The organism is Aquabacter sp. DMC10 (assembly GCF_056314145.1).
Genome location: NZ_JBQUYX010000005.1, coordinates 287,007 through 304,202, shown reverse-complemented (window position 1 = coordinate 304,202; position 17,196 = coordinate 287,007). Strand labels below are relative to the sequence as shown.

Annotated in this window: 11 protein-coding genes and 1 tRNA gene; 6 read left to right on the top strand and 6 right to left on the bottom strand. The window is 67.7% G+C overall.

Features of this window, described 5'->3' with window-relative positions:
* Positions 1–70: 70 nt before the first annotated feature.
* The 3 genes from ACT54L_RS15930 to ACT54L_RS15920 all read right to left on the bottom strand — a co-directional run bounded on the left by ACT54L_RS15930 (position 71) and on the right by ACT54L_RS15920 (position 2,675).
* Positions 71–1,363: an NAD(P)/FAD-dependent oxidoreductase gene (locus ACT54L_RS15930; protein ID WP_476086610.1), complete on the bottom strand. Its 1,293-nt coding sequence runs from the start codon at positions 1,361–1,363 to the stop codon at positions 71–73.
* Positions 1,364–1,377: 14 nt separating this feature from the next.
* On the bottom strand, positions 1,378–2,307 hold the full coding sequence (locus ACT54L_RS15925) for an NAD-dependent epimerase/dehydratase family protein (RefSeq protein WP_476086609.1): 930 nt from the start codon (positions 2,305–2,307) through the stop codon (positions 1,378–1,380).
* Between the two features lie 292 nt (positions 2,308–2,599).
* Positions 2,600–2,675 (bottom strand) — tRNA-Lys (locus tag ACT54L_RS15920).
* Between the two features lie 331 nt (positions 2,676–3,006).
* Between ACT54L_RS15920 and ACT54L_RS15915 the strand changes: the two genes are divergently transcribed.
* The 4 genes from ACT54L_RS15915 (at position 3,007) to ACT54L_RS15900 (ending at position 10,064) form a co-directional block, all read left to right on the top strand.
* Positions 3,007–4,173 carry a M20 aminoacylase family protein gene (locus ACT54L_RS15915; protein WP_476086608.1) on the top strand — a complete coding sequence of 389 codons (1,167 nt, stop codon included), beginning with the start codon at positions 3,007–3,009 and terminating at the stop codon, positions 4,171–4,173.
* Positions 4,174–4,449: 276 nt separating this feature from the next.
* Complete coding sequence (locus tag ACT54L_RS15910) at positions 4,450–4,746, top strand: FAD assembly factor SdhE (RefSeq protein WP_274777292.1); 297 nt, start codon at positions 4,450–4,452, stop codon at positions 4,744–4,746.
* 90 nt (positions 4,747–4,836) lie between these two features.
* A complete protein-coding gene (mfd, locus tag ACT54L_RS15905) occupies positions 4,837–8,355 on the top strand; it encodes a transcription-repair coupling factor (protein WP_476086607.1) in 3,519 nt (1,172 codons plus the stop codon).
* A gap of 197 nt (positions 8,356–8,552) precedes the next feature.
* Entirely contained in the window at positions 8,553–10,064 is a 1,512-nt protein-coding gene (locus ACT54L_RS15900) for an EAL domain-containing protein (RefSeq protein ID WP_476086606.1), read from the top strand.
* 6 nt (positions 10,065–10,070) lie between these two features.
* On the opposite strand, the gene ACT54L_RS15895 is transcribed toward ACT54L_RS15900, so the two are convergent.
* Positions 10,071–11,897: an extracellular solute-binding protein gene (locus ACT54L_RS15895; protein WP_476086605.1), complete on the bottom strand. Its 1,827-nt coding sequence runs from the start codon at positions 11,895–11,897 to the stop codon at positions 10,071–10,073.
* A 232-nt stretch (positions 11,898–12,129) separates the two neighbouring features.
* Between ACT54L_RS15895 and ACT54L_RS15890 the strand changes: the two genes are divergently transcribed.
* Positions 12,130–12,888 carry an invasion associated locus B family protein gene (locus ACT54L_RS15890; RefSeq protein WP_476086604.1) on the top strand — a complete coding sequence of 253 codons (759 nt, stop codon included), beginning with the start codon at positions 12,130–12,132 and terminating at the stop codon, positions 12,886–12,888.
* A gap of 191 nt (positions 12,889–13,079) precedes the next feature.
* Here ACT54L_RS15890 and ACT54L_RS15885 read toward each other — a convergent pair whose 3' ends face one another.
* Together ACT54L_RS15885 and ACT54L_RS15880 are read right to left on the bottom strand one after the other, a co-directional pair.
* A complete protein-coding gene (locus ACT54L_RS15885; RefSeq protein WP_476086603.1) occupies positions 13,080–14,954 on the bottom strand; it encodes a TRAP transporter large permease in 1,875 nt (624 codons plus the stop codon).
* The gene (locus ACT54L_RS15880) at positions 14,951–16,000 is read right to left on the bottom strand and encodes a TRAP transporter substrate-binding protein (protein WP_476086602.1); all 1,050 of its coding nucleotides are present in this window, start codon (positions 15,998–16,000) and stop codon (positions 14,951–14,953) included. Before ACT54L_RS15880 ends, ACT54L_RS15885 begins: the two co-directional genes overlap by 4 nt.
* Positions 16,001–16,262: 262 nt before the next feature.
* Here ACT54L_RS15880 and ACT54L_RS15875 point away from each other — a divergent pair, with 262 nt between their 5' ends.
* A complete protein-coding gene (locus ACT54L_RS15875; protein ID WP_476086601.1) occupies positions 16,263–17,186 on the top strand; it encodes a LysR substrate-binding domain-containing protein in 924 nt (307 codons plus the stop codon).
* Positions 17,187–17,196: the final 10 nt, after the last annotated feature.

Sequence of the window (17,196 nt, the reverse complement as noted above, 5' to 3'; positions counted from 1 at the left end):
GGGAGTGTGTCGTCATGTACAGGCAGGGTTTGGGTGTCCAGTCGTCTGTGCTATCCCTTCAAGAGCCGCGTCACGTGCCGCACGGCATGATGTCCCGCGCCATTTTCCGTCCGAGCCGGATGCTCTCCGCAATGCCGCGATCCTCGGGATAGTAATAGCAGGTGTCCGCCACCTGCAGTCCGGAAATAGCCGTCTGGACAGGGGGGATCATCTGCTCGAAATGCGGCTCGCACACCGGCTGGGCGTGGCGCAGCCGGCCGGCGCGCGCGTCCAGTAGGTCGTCGTCGGTGAGCGACGGGTTGATCTGCTTGATGTAACCGAAGGCCTCTGCGATGAGCGCTGCGTCCGGCAGCGCCCATTTCGGCTGCGTCACCGGCATGTAATAGGGCACATACACCACCGTCTGCGGGAGTGGACGCAGGTTGGAGAATTCTATGATGCCCGGAATCTCGATGTTGGGCTCGACGATGTTGACCCAGAAATGCGGCGTCACGGACCGCTTCAGCTTGAACAGCAGGCACACCACGCCGATGTTCGGGATGGCGTCGTATTTCGCCTTGTCGGCGTCCGGCAGGTCCGGCACCAGCTTGCTCACCAGCGGCGTCGGCACCGTTGAGATGACCGCATCCGCTGCAAACTCCCGCCCGCCTGCTCGAACGCCGGTCACCTTGCCCTCCTGTACCAGCACCTGCTCGGCCGGGGTCGACAGGTGGAGGCGCCCTCCGCGGGCGGTGAAGTCACGCACCAGCGCGTCCACCAGGGTTTGGGATCCCCCCTCGATATAGCCGAGCTGTTCCTGAAAGAGGTTGCGCCGGGATCGGCCGATGCGCCGCACGCGCGTGGCGATCCAGGAGGCCGACACCCGATCGGCATATTCATAGAATTTTAGTTCCTGCAGGCGCTGCCAGAGCTTGGCATAGACACTCCTGCCGGACCCTCGCTCGATCCATTGCCGCGACGTGAGATGCTCGATGGCGGCAAAATCCTGCGCCCGGGTGGCGCTAAACATCTGCAACCCCGTGCGGATCTTCTCAACCAAACTAAGATGGGGAAAGCCCAGCAGCGCGAGAGGCGCGCCCCATTTGTGCAGCGCGCCTCCCATGCGATAGGCCATGGTGGTGTCCCGCCAGCGCATGGCGTCGGCGATGCCCAGCTCCGCCATCAGCGCAAAGGTGGGATCATCGGTCTTGCAGACGAAATGATAGAAGCGCTCGATGGACAGGCCGCCAAAGTCGAAATGGGCCGCCATCCCTCCGGCCACGGCGTCCGCCTCGATCACGTCCACCGCATGCCCGAGCCGCACCGCCTGCCAAGCCGCCGCCAATCCCATGGCGCCGGCCCCGATCACAACCACCTGTGCCATGGCGCCGCGCCCCCTCAAAAGGCAAGCGCGACCCGGCCATAGACCGGGTCCAGATAGGTTTCAGCCAGCGCGCGGCGCAACGGGGTTCGCGTGACACCAAAGGTGCCCGGCCAATCGGTGACGGGAAATTCCTCGGGAATGACCAGGGCCTCCAACTGGCTGGTGGTAAAGGGCGGGTTCCGGTCGAAGCGGGCATAAAGCCAGAGCAGGCCCCAGAACAGGGCGTAGGGGATGTGCACCAGGCGCGCGCGCGGCTTCACCGTCTGGTGGATGAGGGCAATGAGGTCGCCATAGGTGATCTTTTCGTGCCCGGATATGTCGTGCACGCCGCTGGCGCGGGTGCGCAGGCTGGCATCGATGATGGAAACGAAATCCCCCACATAGAGCGGCTGGCGCAGATAGCGCCCGTCTCCGGGGATGGGAAAGACCGGCGTCCGGTCCATGAAGCGGCGCAGCCAGCCCAGATGCTTGCGGTCGAACCAGCCGAACATCAAGGTGGGGCGCAGCACCACATGGTCGATGCCGCTGGTGCGATAGATCTCTTCCTGGGCGGTCTTGGAGCGGGTGTAGAAATCATCGGCCCGGGAATTCACCACCGAGGAGGAGATGCCGACGAAATAACCCACCCCATGGGCCGCCATCGCCGCAAGGATGTGGCGGGTGGCGACCACATTGTTCGCGATGAAGTCCTGCTCCACGAGGCCGCCGATCTGCGCCTGGTTGATGACCACCGCATCCGCCCCGGCGAAGGCCGCCTCCCAATCGCCGGGCCGGGCAAGGTCCGCCTCGATGAGGGGCACGTCCGGGAAGATCTGGCGGAACAGCGCCGCATTGGCGGCGTGCTTGTCGATGCCGACGAGCGTCAGGTCCGCGCGGTCTTTCAGCCGCGCCACCAGGTTCAGTCCCACCAGGCCGGCGGCGCCGGTCACGACAATCTTGCGCATTCAGACTTTCAACATGTTGACAATGGCCGACCAAGCGAGCCAGGGGGCCAAGTGAGGCGAAAGATCAAGCGAGCAGGGCGCCCAAGGGAAGGGGCCACCTGCGGCCGCGTGCAAGATGGCTTGGCCACCGGAAGCGTCCCTAGGCGACATTCCCTTCCTTGCATCCTGCCCATTGGTAAGACGTCCGTGTATTCCACACTCGCGTACGGCGGGCAAAGGGGAATTTGCGCGCCGAAACGGCACGGGTTGGCCCGCGTTGCAACCTGGGCACTGGCTTCGCAGAAGGGCGGAATGGTGAGCCCGTCGGGATTCGAACCCGAGACCCCATGATTAAAAGTCACGTGCTCTACCGGCTGAGCTACGGGCTCACTCAGGGCGCGTGGTACGTGGACGGTGCGCCAGGGTCAAGAGGGGGCGCGGGGAGAAGTGGGGATGGGCAATCCTGTGTGCGCTGCGGCAGGACCGCCCGGAGGGCATTGACCCGCATGGGCCGGGGCGCGCACCATGGTGCCGTGAGCGTGCGCCGGCCTGCGGGCCGGGGCGGGGGCTGCGGCGGGGGCGGTCGCGACACGGGCAGGGCGGGGGGCGCCGGCACCGCCGCCCGGACGGGTCGGATCGCCACCGATGCCCCCCCGGCGCGCGGTGTCGTCGCGCGAGCCGGTGTCCACGTCGCGCGGGAATGGCCTAAGGAGTTGTTGAATGCCCGTCATCAATCGCCTCGCCGACACCGCGGAGGAATTGGCCACCTGGCGCCGCTACCTGCACGCCCATCCCGAACTGCTCTACGATCTGCCGCAGACCACGGCCTTCGTCGCCGAGAAGCTCCGGGAATTCGGCTGCGACGAGGTGGTGGAGGGCATCGGCCGTTCGGGAATCGTGGCGGTCATTCGCGGGCAGGGCGAGGGGGATCGCGTCATCGGCCTGCGTGCCGACATGGACGCGCTGCCGGTGACCGAGGTGACGGGCCTTCCCTATGCCTCCCTAACCCCCGGCCGCATGCATGCCTGCGGCCATGACGGGCACACCACCATGCTCTTGGGCGCGGCGCGGCATCTGGCCGAGACCCGCGCCTTTTCCGGCACCGCCATCCTGGTGTTCCAGCCGGCGGAAGAGGGCGGCGGCGGCGGCAAGGCCATGATCGAGGACGGCCTCATGGAGCGCTTCGGCATCCAGGAGGTCTATGGCATGCACAATCTGCCGGGCCTCCCCGTGGGCCGCTTCGCCATGCGCCCCGGCCCCATCATGGCCTCGGCGGATTATCTCTACATCACCGTGGACGGGCGCGGCGCCCATGCGGCCAAGCCCAATGAGGGCGTGGACGTGGTGCTCACGGGATCGGCCATCGTGAATGCCGTGCAGCAGGTGGTGGCGCGCAATCTCGATCCGCTCGCCTCGGGCGTGGTGTCCATCACCAAGTTCCATGCGGGCGAGGCGGACAATGTGCTGCCGCCCGCCGCGGAGCTCGCCGGGACGCTGCGCAGCCTCGGCGCCGACACCCGCCAGATGCTGCGGGAGCGCGTCACCGAGGTCGCCACGGCCGTCGGCACCGCCTTCGGCGCCAAGGTGACGGTGCGGATCAAAGAGGGCTACCCCACCACCATGAACCATCCCGCCCAGACGGTGTTCGCCCAGGACGTCGCCACCGACGTGGCCGGCGAGATGCAGGTGGACCCGGCCGCCCCCCCGCTCATGGCGGCGGAGGACTTCGCCTATATGCTGGAGAAGCGCCCCGGCGCCTATATTTTCATCGGCAATGGGCCGAGCGCGGGCCTGCACCATCCCGGCTATAATTTCGCCGACGAGGCGCTGCCCCACGGCGCCTCCTATTGGGTGCGGCTGGTGGAAAAGGCCATGCCGCTCACCTGAGAGCGGTGTGCCGAGAGGTCCCGCTCACCTGAGAGCGGATGACGTGAGGCCCCCGCTCATCTAAGGGCGGCTCGCCCAAGGGGCCCGCTCATCTGAGGGCGCTGCGCGCCGGCCGGGGCGCCCGCCCCGCATGGGCGGCATGGAACCCCGCCTCCGCCTGCATGGTCCAGGCTGGCCAAGGCCGCGTACTTGCTCCTATAAGCGCCGAACCGGGCGGGCCGTGGGCTCGCCGGTCCGGCATTTGCCGGGGCAACCCGCGCCAGCATGAGGCTTCACATGACGGGAACGGTGAAATCCAGCGCAGGGCTCGACGTGCGCCGCCGGCGTATCCTCTTTCGCGCCTGGCATCGCGGCACGCGGGAAATGGACCTCCTCATGGGCCGCTTTGCGGACGCCGAGATCGAGGGCCTGACCGAAGAAGAAGTGGAAGCGTTCGAGGAGCTCATCGAGGTGCAGGACCCCGATCTCTTCTCCTGGATCAGCGGCTCCAGCCCCACCCCGGCAGACTTCGATACGCCCATCTTCAACAAGCTCAAGGCCTTCCATCTGGCCAATGGCGGCGTCTTCGAGTGAGGCGCGGGCGCGCCTTGGATGCGCGCCCCTTGCCGCCGGCCTGAAGGCCGGCCCGCCTGAGACTGAACAAAGATCGAACAGGACCCCTCCGTGAAGCGTCCCCGTCTCCTTGCCGCCGACATCGCCCAAGGCACCACCTTGACCCTTTCCCGCGTGCCCGATGGCATGGAGGGGCTGGTGGTGGCGGATCTCGCCCGGCAGATGGCGGCGCTCAAGGATGCGCCCTGGCCTGCGCTCACCGTGGTGTGCCGTGACGGGCAGCGCATGGCGGCGCTGGAGCGGGGCCTGGCCTTCTTCGCGCCGGAGCTGGAAATCCTCTCCTTCCCGTCCTGGGATTGCCTGCCCTATGACCGGGCCTCGCCCAATGGTGCCATCGTCGCCCGGCGCATGACCACGCTGGCGCGCCTTGCCCGCGTCAAGGGTGGGCCGCCCGCGGTGCTGCTCACCACGGTGAATGCCACGGTGCAGCGCGTGCCCTCCCGCGATCTCGTCTCGCGCCAGTCGCTCTCCGCCGCGCCGGGCAATGCCATCGCGCTGGAAGGCGTGGTGGAATGGGCCGAGCGCAACGGCTATCTGCGCACACCCACCGTGCGCGACACCGGCGAATATGCGGTGCGCGGCGGCCTCATCGACCTGTTCCCGCCCGGCGTACCCCAGCCCATTCGCCTCGATTTCTTCGGCGACACGCTGGAAAGCATCCGCTCCTTCGACCCGGAAACCCAGCGCACCTCCGGCCAGTTGCGGGCGCTGGAGTTCGTGCCCATGGCCGAATTCCAGCTCACCACCGACACCATGCGGCGCTTCCGCATGGCCTATCTCGCCGAGTTCGGCGCCAACACCAAGGGCGACACCCTCTATGAGGCGGTGAGCGAAGGCCGGCGCCATGCGGGCATGGAGCATTGGCTGCCGCTGTTCCATGAGGGCCTCGACACCCTCTTCGATTATCTCGACGACACGCCCTTGGTGGTGGACCCGCTGACCGAGGAAGCGGCCGGCGAGCGCATCGCCCAGATCACCGATTATTACGCCGCCCGCCGCGACCAACTCGCCATGGGTGGCAACCAGCCAGGCTCCGGCGGGCTCTACAAGCCCCTGCCGCCGGACCGGCTCTATCTCACCGGCTCGGAATGGACGGGCCGTCTGAAAGCGGCGCCGTTGGTGCGCGTCTCGCCCTTCGCGCTGCCCCCCGCCGGGCGCACCATCGATCTTGGCGGCGTGCAGGGGCGCTCCTTTGCCGCCGAGCGGGCCGATCCCGACGCCAATGTGTTCGATGCCGCCATCGCCTATGTGCGCGAGCTGCAGAAGGCCAAGAAGGTGGTGCTGGCCGCCTGGTCGGAAGGCTCGCGCGACCGCCTCGCGACCGTGCTGGCCGACCACGGCCTGAAGGACACCACCCCCATTTCCCGCTTCGATCTCCTGGCGGCCTTGCCGAAGAACAAGGCGGCGCTGGCGGTCTATGGGCTGGAGACGGGCTTCGAGACCGACGACTTCGCCATTATCGGCGAGCAGGACATCCTCGGCGATCGCCTGGTGCGCCCCAAGCGCAAGGCGCGCCGGCCGCAGGATGTGCTCTCGGAGCTGACCGCGCTCACCGCCGGCGACCTCGTGGTGCATGTCGACCACGGCATCGGCCGGTTCGTGGGGCTGAAAGCCATCGAGGCCATGGGCGCGCCCCATGACTGCCTGGAGATCCATTATTCCGGCGGCGACAAGCTGTTCCTGCCGGTGGAGAATCTGGAACTCCTGAGCCGCTACGGTTCGGAGGAGACCGAGGCGCAGCTGGACAAGCTGGGCGGCACCGGCTGGCAGACGCGCAAGGCGCGCATGAAGAAGCGCATCCGCGAAATGGCGGGTGAGCTCATCAAGATCGCCGCCGCCCGCCAGCTCTCCGAGGCGCCGCGCCTCGTGCCCACCACGGGCCTCTACGACGAATTCCGCGCCCGCTTCCCCTATGAGGAGACGGACGACCAGGAAGCCGCCATCGAATCGGTGCTGGACGACCTCGCCTCCGGCCGGCCCATGGATCGGCTGGTGTGCGGCGACGTGGGCTTCGGCAAGACGGAAGTGGCGCTGCGCGCCGCCTTCGCGGTGGCCCTTTCCGGCAAGCAGGTGGCGGTGGTGGTGCCCACCACCTTGCTGGCCCGCCAGCATTTCCGCACCTTCTCCGAGCGCTTCAAGGGCCTGCCGGTGAACGTGGCCCAGGCCTCGCGCATGGTCACCACCAAGGAGATGTCGGCGGTCAAGGCCGGCATTTCCGACGGCACCATCGACATCGTGGTGGGCACCCATGCGCTCTTGGGCAAGGGCATCCATTTCCGCGATCTCGGCCTCGTCATCGTGGACGAGGAGCAGCATTTCGGCGTCGCCCACAAGGAGCGTCTGAAGGCGCTGCGGGCCGAGGTGCACGTCCTGACCCTCACCGCCACGCCCATCCCGCGCACCCTGCAACTGGCCATGACCGGGGTGCGGGAACTCTCCATCATCGCCACCCCGCCGGTGGACCGCCTCGCCGTGCGCTCCTTCGTGACGCCGTTCGATCCTTTGATCGTGCGCGAGGCCCTCCTGCGCGAGCGCTATCGCGGCGGCCAGAGCTTCTATGTGGTGCCGCGCATCGAGGACCTCGCCGAGGTGCGCGAGTTCCTTGAGAAGCAGGTTCCCGAGGTGAAGGTGGCGGTGGCCCATGGCCAATTGTCCGCCACCGCGCTGGAAGACATCATGTCGGCCTTCTATGACGGCCAGTATGACGTGCTGCTCTCCACCACCATCGTGGAAAGCGGGCTCGACGTGCCCAATGCCAATACGCTGATCGTCCATCGGGCCGACATGTTCGGCCTCGCCCAGATGTACCAATTGCGGGGCCGGGTGGGGCGCGCCAAGGCGCGCGCCTATGCCATCTTCACCATTCCCGCCGCCAAGCCCATCACCGCCCAGGCGGAGCGCCGCCTCAAGGTGCTGCAATCCCTGGAGACGCTGGGCGCCGGCTTCCAATTGGCCAGCCACGATTTGGACATTCGCGGCGCCGGCAACCTGCTCGGCGACGAGCAGTCCGGCCATATCAAGGAAGTGGGCTACGAGCTTTACCAGGAGATGCTGGAGGAGGCGATCGCGCACCTGAAAGCCGGCATCACCGACATTGCCGACGACAAGTGGTCGCCCAACATCACCATCGGCACGCCTGTCCTCATTCCCGAGGATTATGTGGCGGACCTGCATGTGCGCCTCGCCCTCTATCGCCGCCTCGCGGACATCGACCAGGAAAGCGAGCTGGACGCCTTCGGCGCCGAGCTGGTGGACCGCTTCGGTCCCGCGCCCGAGGAGGTGGGACACCTGTTGCGCCTCGCCCAGATCAAGGCCTTTGCCCGCCGCGCCAATGTGGAGAAGGTGGATGCCGGCCCCAAGGGCGTGGTGCTGACCTTCCGCGAGAACCAGTTCGCCGATCCGTCGGGCCTCGTCGCCATGATCCATGCGGAGGGTCCGCAGGCCAAGGTGCGGCCCGACTTCAAGGTGGTTTTCCTGCGCGAATGGCCGAGCGCCGAGGCGCGCCTCAAGGGCACGCTCACCATTCTGCGCAAGCTGGCGGCCCTGGTGGACAAGAAAAAGGTGGCGTAGGGCACGGGCGGATCGCCGGAATTTTACCCAGCGTCGTACCTTGCGTGCCCTGAAGCTCCTGCTTGCATTCAGGCGTGAAACGTTGTGACAGTTCGATTGCGCTCGGCGCGAGCCGGTCTTAAATCAATTCGACGTGACCAGGGTAGGGTGCGGCGCCATCACGCCCCCTGAGCAGGCGTATGGGGGCGGGGACATCCATGAAAGATCAGGCGAAGCGCTCGGACACGCGGCTTGCGCAGGGATATGTGATCCTGATCGCGGTGTTCTATCTGGGTTTCGCCGCCCTTCATTATGTCGAGGCCCGCGAGACCGCCCTGGGCGAGGTGCAGCGCCAGGCGGAAGGCGTCATTCGCTGGCTGGACCGCAACCTGGCCTTTTCGCGGCAGGCGCTGCGGGTGGTCGCGGAGCAATCGGAAGCCACCTGCGCCGGCGCGGACCTCGGCCCGCAGCTGGACGCCATGCTGCGCTCCGTGGCGGTGGAGCAGGTGGAGATCGGGCGCGGCAGCCGGACCTTGTGCGCCTGGAGCTCCAAGCCGGTGCAGACCGACGCCGCCCTGAGCGCGTGCCATGCGGAAGCCGGCCGGTCCGGCGTGGTGCGGATCGCCACCCAGGGGCCGGGTGATCTGTGGGCGCATGCCACCCTCGACACCGCCTGCCTTGTCACCCCTCTTATCGTGAGCCTGCAGGGCTCGGGAACCATCCGCGTGATCCACCGGGAGGGGGGCGGCCCGCCCCCCGTCCATGCCTCGCTCTTTCCCGGTTCGGTGCTGTCGGTGCCCTCCTCCGAGGGGCCGCTGGCGCTGGAGGTGGCGGTGTCGGAATGGGCCATCGCCCGCACCTGGGCGGGTCAGGTGGCGCTCTTCGCCGCGCTGTTCGCCGCCTTCGGGGCGGTGGGCTGGTTCGGCCCGCTCGCCCATTTGCGCAACCGTCTGTCGGTGGAAGGCCAGGTCCAGGCGGCCCTGAAGCGGGGTGACTTTTCCCTTGTCTATCTGCCCACCGTGGACATCGCCACGGGCGAATGGATCGGGGTGGAGGCGCTGCTGCGCTGGAACCACCCCGCCCATGGCCAGCTCCAACCGGCCTCCTTCATCCCCTGGATCGAGAAGAGCCCGCTGATTTTCGAGACCACGCGCTGGGTCATGGCGCGCGCCGCCCAGGATCTGGACCGGTTCCAGCGGGTGAAGGGCGCGCTGGACGTGTCCATCAATGTGCCACCGAGCCAGCTGGGCGACCCGCGCATGGTGACCATGGCCACCGAGGCCTTTGGCGATGCCCCTCAGTCCCTGCGCTGCGTCATCATCGAACTGACCGAACGGGAAATCACCGACTATTCGTCCGACGTGGTGCAGGGCGTGGTCAATGAGCTGAGGGGTCGCGGCGCCCAGTTCGCGCTGGATGATTTCGGCGTCGGCTTCTCCAATTTCGCCTGCCTGCATTACATCAAGGTGGACTATATCAAGGTCGACAAGTCCTTCCTCCAGGAGACCGAGGGCCGCTCCTTCGAGGCCAGCGCCATGGGCTCCATCGTGCATCTGGCGCGGGAGTTCGGCGTGTCGGTCATCGCCGAGGGGGTGGAGACCGAGCGCCAGGTGCAGCGTCTCAAGCACTATGGCATCGACAAGGCCCAGGGCTTTCTGTTCTCCCGCCCGCTGGATGCCGACACGGTGCTGGACAAGCTCGGCCGCGAGAACACGCTGGAGCCGGCCTGACGGGGCTCAGCGGGCGTTCGTCCACCAGGTTTCCGGCAAGGTGCCATAAAGCGAGGTGGTGCCCGGCCGCAGGATGGTGCGCCAGCGGGCGAGCCATTGGCCCGGCGCGTAAAACAGCGGCACGTCATAGGTGCCGGAGATCAGCACCCGGTCGAGGGCGCGGGCGGCCGCCACCAGTTGCGCCCGGTCGTCCGCCGCCACCAAGGCGGCGGTCAGCGCGTCGGCGGCGGGGCTGCGCATGCCCATGTAATTGCGGCTGCCCGCATGGTCGGCGGCGGCGCTGCCGAAATAGAAGCCCTGCTCGCTGCCGGGCGAGAGCGACTGGCCCCAGCTGAAGGGCACCATGTCGAAATCGAACGCATTGCGGCGGGCGTCGAACTGCACGGCATCCACGATCCGCACCCGCGCCTCCATGCCGGCGCGGGCCAACTGGCTGGCGAAGGCGATGCACAGGCGCTCCTGCTCGCGGGTATTGACCATGATCTCGAACCGGAAGGGCCGGTCCTGCCCGTCCACCAGCCGCCCGTCCCGCAGCCGCCAGCCGGCGTCCTCCAGAAGCGCCAGCGCGGCTTTCAGGCGCGCCCGGTCGCGGCCCGATCCGTCGGCGGGAGGCCCGGCATAGGTGCCGTCCAGCACGTCGGGGCGCACCGCATCGGGGAAGGGGGCGAGCAGCCGGCGCTCGGCGGCATTGGCCGGCACCCCCACGGCGGAGAGGTCCGAGCCGTCGAAATAGCCCACCGCGCGCACATAGAGGCCGTGATAGAACGTGCGGTCGAGCCAGGGAAAATCGAACAGTTCGAGGATCGCCCGGCGCACCCGCACATCGGCGAAGAGAGGCCTGCGGGTGTTGAAGACCAGCGCGAAATGGGGCTTGGGCAGGCCGGTGGGGATGACCTCCTTGACCACCTCGCCGGAACGGACGGCGGAAAAATCGTATCCCGTTTCCCAGCGGGTGGGATCGCTCTCGAAGCGGGCATCCACCAGATGGCGGCGGAAGGCCTCGAACTCCGTATTGGCGTCGCGGAAATAGTCGATGCGGATCTGGTCGAAATTATAGAGCCCCGTATTGGCGGGCAGGTCCGCTCCCCAATAGGCGGGGTTGCGGGCCAGCGTGATGCTGGCCCCCGGCGCCACGCTCTCCACCCGGTAGGGGCCCGACCCCAGGGGCGGCGAAAGGCCGCCCTCGCCGAATGTGTCGGGGTCGGTGGCATGGCGCGGCAGCACGGGCATGAGGCCCATGATGAGCGGCAATTCCCGGTCGGGGGCCTCGAACACGAAGCGGATCTGGTCGGCCGCCGGCATCTCCACCCGCGCCACCTTGCCATAATAGAGGCGGTGGTTGGGGCGGCCCTTGCTTCTCAGGAGATCGAAGGAAAAGGCCACGTCGGCGGTGGTGACGGGCGTGCCGTCGGAAAACCGCGCCCGGGGATCGAGGCGGAAAGTGACGAAGGAGCGGGCCGCATCGGTACCTACCGCGGCGGCGAGGAGGGGATAGAGGGTGAAAGGCTCGTCATAGCCCCGCGCCATCAAGGTCTCCACCACATAGGTGCGAATCACCGGGGTGGGGGAGCCGCGCACCACAAAGGGATTGAGGCTGTCGAAGGTGCCCGGGGCCGACAAGGTGAGGCGCCCGCCCTTGGGGGCGGCAGGATTTACATAGGAAAAATGCGTAAATCCCGCCGGATAGGCCGGTTCGCCATGCATGGCGATGGCATGGCTCTCGCCTGCCTCCTCAAGCTGGGGCGGGGCGATCGGAGGCGCGTCGCCGGCCCCGGCCGGGGGCGTCAGGAAAGCCAGAAAAAGGATGCCCGCCAAGGCGGTGCGCCGACCCATGCCCTGCCTCGGCCCTCCCATGTGTTTCCCGTACGATTGCGGCTCCGCTGTCCCGCGATGGCCGCATTTGCGCGCAATGTAGCACGTGGCGCGCCTGCGGCGGCGCTGGTCCGGGGCCGGGCCACCGTCTTGCCTCATTTGACACCGAGACAGCCGGCGTTATGAGGGTGCAGCCACGCCGTTGCGCCTCGTATCTGCTCCGGCGAGATGCACCACGGGGAAAGTTTCTGGAATGACAAAAGCCCTTACCTTGAGCCGCGCGGGCGGCATTGCTGCCGTGGTGCTCGCGCTCGGCGTCACGGGCGCCCATGCTCAGGCGCAGAACCAGTCCAAGCCGCCGGCCAAGCCCGCCGCCCCCGCCCAGGCCGCGCCCGCCGCGCCCGCTCCCCAGCAGGCCCAGCAGCAGCAGGCCCCCGCCTCCGTCGTGGTTCCCGGCATCAATACGCCCTGGACCAAGGTCTGCGGCACCGAGCAGACGGTCAACAAGCAGATCTGCATGACCTCGCAGGACTTCACCGCCGAGACCGGGCAGCCGCTCGCCTCCGCCGCCATCCGCGAGCTGCAGGACGACCCGAACAAGAAGTTCATCGTCTCGGTTCCGATCGGCATGCTGGTGCAGCCCGGCACCCGCGTGGTCATCGACCAGCAGCCCCCGATCGCGCTGAAGTACGAGATCTGCTTCCCGAACGGCTGCTTCGCCAGCATGGACGTGAATGCGGACTTCGTGACCAAGCTCAAGAAGGCCCAGATGATCACCATCCAGGCGCTGCAGATGGGCGGTCGTACGCTGAACTTCCAGATCCCCGCCAAGGACTTCGCCAAGGCCTATGACGGCCCGGCCTCCGACCCGCAGGTGGTCGCCGCCGAGCGTCAGAAGCTGGCCGACGAGCTCCAGAAGCTCGCCCAGAAGAAGATGGAAGAGCGCGCTGCCCAGGGCGGCCAGCCGGGCGCCGCGCCCGCCGCTGCTCCCGCCGCGCCCGCCGGCAAGTGAGGCCTGGCATCTGAATGGCCCCGGTCCCCTGCGGGATCGGGCGTACAGAACGAGAAAAGCCGGAGGCGGCCTTGCCCCTCCGGCTTTTTTGCGTTTTGGGGCCATCGCCTGCACCAAAAGAAAAGGCGGACGCGGCTTGCGCCAGCGTCCGCCAGTTTGTCCCGGAGGGGACCCTCAGGTCCGGTCGACCCTCACAGGAAGACGAGGGAGAACCAGGGCACGAAGGTGAGGACCAGGAGGCCCACGAACAGGGCGCCCAGATAGATCCAGATCCGCCGCATGCCCGCTTCCGGCGCCACCTGCCCGATGATGCAGGCGGCGTAATAGCAAAGGCCGAAGGGCGGGGCGAAGAGGCCAAGGCCCATGGCCAGGATCACGATCATCGAATAGTGCACTTCATGGATGCCGAACTGCCGGGCGATGGGGAACAGAAGCGGCCCGAACAGAACGATGGCGGGAATGCCTTCCAGCAGGCTGCCCAGCACCATGAAGGCGATCAGCGAGATGATCAGGAAGCCCGCCTGTCCGCCCGGCACCCCCGCCATGGCGCTCGCCAAGGCATGGGAGAAGCCGGACTGGGTGAGCGCCCAGGCCATGGCGCTGGCCGCGCCGACGATGAACAGGATGGCCCCCGACAGCGAGGCGGTGCGCGCCAGCATGGGGATGAGCCCCCGCCAGGAGAGCCCGCCGCGATAGACGATCACCCCCAAGAGCAGCGAATAGGCGATGCCGATGGTGGAGACCTCGGTGGCGGTGGCAAAGCCTTCCACCACGGCGGTGCGGATGAGGAAGGGCAGGAGGATGGCGGGGAAGGCCACCGCCAGCGTCTTCAGGACCACGGCGCGGGAGGCGCGGGGCGGCAGGGCCTGGTCTTCCTCGCGGCCGGCCCGATAGCGGGCGACGACCGCCAGAACCAGCGCCAGCACCAGGGCCGGCAGGATGCCGGCGGTGAACAGGGCCGCGATGGACACGCCCGTCACCGAGGCGATGGCGATGAGCACGATGGAAGGCGGGATGGTCTCGCTCATGGCGCCGGAAGCGGCGAGCAGCGAGAGCAGTTCGCCATCCTTCATGCCGCGCTTGCGCATTTCCGGGAATAGCACCGGGGCCACCGCCGCCATGTCCGCCGTCTTGGAGCCGGATATGCCGGACACCAGCAGCATGGCGCCCAGCAGCACATAGGACATGCCCGCCTTCACATGGCCGAGCAGCGAGGCGAGGAAGCTCACCATCACCTTCGCCATGCCGGTGACATCCACCAACTGGCCGAGCAGGATGAAGAGCGGCACGGCCAGCAGGATGAGACCGCTCATGCCCTCGTCCACGCGGCCCACGACGACGGTCAGCGGCGTCGACGTGGTGGTGAGCAGATAGGCGGTGGTGGCCAGCGCGAAGGAGAAGGCGATGGGCACGCCGGACAGCACGCACACGCCGAGCAGGCCGATGAAGAACACCACCAGCGCCCAATTGCCCATGGCGGTGAGCATGGGAACGGCCAGATGGAAGGCCACGGCGACGGCGCCCAGCACCAGGATGACGCCGGCCACGTCCTGCCAGCTGTGCCGCAGGAGCTTCAGGGCGCAGGAGGCGAGCGCCAGGATGAAGGCGACCGGCACCGCCAGCGCCCGCACGCTGCCCGGCCAGCCCAAGGCCGGCATTTCCACGAATTCCTGGTCTTCGTGATAATCGAAGGCGGCGTGCAGCAGCAGCGCGAACAGGATGAAGACGGCGCCGATGGCCAGTGTCTCGCACCAGGCGCGGGCACGCGGGGGCAGGCCGCCCACCACGAAGGTGAGGCGCATATGCTCGCCCCGCTGCACCGCCACCACCGCGCCGAGCATGCCGAGCCAGAGGAAGAGGATGGAGGCCAGTTCGTCCGACCAGATGATGGGACGATGGAAGGTGCGGGCGCAGATGCCCGCGAACAGGATCACCACCTCGGCGGCGACGAGGAGCGCGGCGGGGATTTCAACCAGGTGCCGGAGCCAGCGCTCGGCCTCCCGCACCCAACCCGCCCCCGCATGGGGGGCGGCCGGGACCGCATGGGTGTCGAGCACCGCGCTCATGACAATTCCCCGGTGACCGCTTCCAGGGCCTTCCAGGCTTCGGGGCCGAACTTGTCCTTCCAGGTCTTGTAGAAGCCGGCCTGGGTGAGGGCCGTGCGGAAGGCCGGCTTGTCGGCCGCCTCGAAGACGAGGCCGCGGGCGGTGAGCTGGTCCTTCAGCGAGCCGGTGAGGCGCAGCACGTCGGCCCGCTGCTCCATGGAGGCGCGGTCGAACTCGCGGCGCACGATCTCCTGGAGGTCCGGCGGCAGCTTGGCCATGGCGCGGCGATTGGCCACCAGCCAGAAGGGGTCCCAGATGTGGTTGGTCTCGGCCACGTATTTCTGCACTTCATACAGCTTGCCGGCCTCGATGGCGACGAGGCCGTTCTCCTGGCCGTCCACCAGCTTGGTCTGGAGGGCGGTGTAGAGCTCGTTGAAATTGATGGAGGTGGGGCTGGCGCCCAGCGCGGTGAAGAGCGAGGTGAAGATGGGCGAGACCGGCACGCGGATGCGGTAGTCCTTCAGGTCCGCCGGAGTGCGGATGGGCTTGGAGGCGGAGGTGATCTGCCGGAAGGAATTGTCGGACGCCTTGGCGGCGATGACGAGGCCGGCCTTCTCCACCTGGGCCTTCACATAGTCGCCCACCGGGCCGTCGACGCCGCGCCAGACATGGTCATAGTCGGCGAAGGCGAAGCCCACATTGGTGATGGCCGCGCCGGGCGCCACGGTGGAGATCACCGAGCCGGCGATGTTCAGGAATTCGATGCCGCCCGAGCGCACCTGGGTGATGAGGTCGGTGTCGGAGCCCAACTGGCTTGCGGGGAAGAATTTCAGCTCCATCCGGCCGCCGGAGGCCTCCTGGATGCGGGCGCAGGCCTGTTCCAGGCGCGCATTGATGGGCTGGGTCAGCGACTGGCCGGTGGCCACCTTGAAGCTGAACTCGGCCGCATGGGCGGGGCGGGTGCGGATGGCTACCAGCGGCACGGCGGCGGCCGCCGCAGCGGCGCCCAGCAGCAGGGACCGGCGCGAAACGCCGGACAGGGACGCGGATTTGTCGGTGATGCTCATCTTGTCCTCCCCAGTGCCTTCACGGGCATGGCCGCCGGCACAATACCTTTGGGACCGGGCGCGGGAATCCCGCGCTGCGCGTCGTGTGAAAAAGGGGAGGGGTCGTGGCCGCGACGGCGCGGCACGCTCTCCTTGTTTCCGTTTCCTCATGCGCGCCGGTTTTCCCGGTCACTTTGCTTGATGGGGAGACACTAGGTAGCTTGTTCGTGTAGGACAATGCAGATTGCTTGCGTGTCCCTTTAGCTGAGCTAAACGAAAAATCATGCACCTTCCCCTGCGTGCCATTGGTGTCTTCCATGCGGTCGCCCGGGCCGGCAGCGTCACCCGCGCCGCCGAGGAATTGGGCGTGACCCCCTCCGCCGTCAGCCAGCAGGTGCAGGCGCTGGAGATCAGCCTCGGCACCGCGCTCATCGGCAAGGCCGGGCGCAATGTGGTGCTGACCGAAGCGGGCGAGCGCTATTTCGAGATGATCCGGGGCGAGATGGAGCAGATATCGGAGGCCACCCAGCGCATCCGGGGCTTCCGCTCCATCACCACGCTGACCGTGCGGGCAACCCCGAGCCTTGCCACCAAATGGCTCCTGCCGCGCCTCGCCTCCTTCATCGACGCCCATCCGGACATCGAATTGCGCCTCGACGGCACCAACGAGCCCACCGCCTTCCAGAAGGAAAACGTGGACATCGAGATCCGCCACGGCACCGGCCAATGGCCGGGCCTGTTCGCGGAAGGGCTGGCGGAGGAGCGATTCTATCCGGTCTGCGCGCCGGAACTGGCGGCGGCGAGCTCCCTGAAGCCCACGGAGCTGACCCAGTACCGGCTCATCCATTCCGTGAAGTCGCAGATGCAATGGACGCGCTGGTTCGGCCATGCGGGGGTGCTTCCCGCCGAGCGGCCGCGCCGCCTGCTGTTCGACCGCACCCACATGGCCATCGACGCGGCGGCCGGTGGGTTGGGCATCGCGCTCGAAAGCGATCTCATGATGTGGCGGGAATGGAGCACGGGGCGCCTGGTGTGCCCGGTGGCCTCGCCGCCGGAGGTCTCCCTCGTCACCCAATGGGCCACCTGCCCGCCAGACCATCTGCGCCATTCCAAGGTGAAGCTCTTCTTCGACTGGCTGCGGCGGGAGCGGGATGCCTGGCGGGTCGAGCGGGAGGCCTGGACCGCCGCCCAGGCTGCATCCTTGTAGAGAAGCTAAA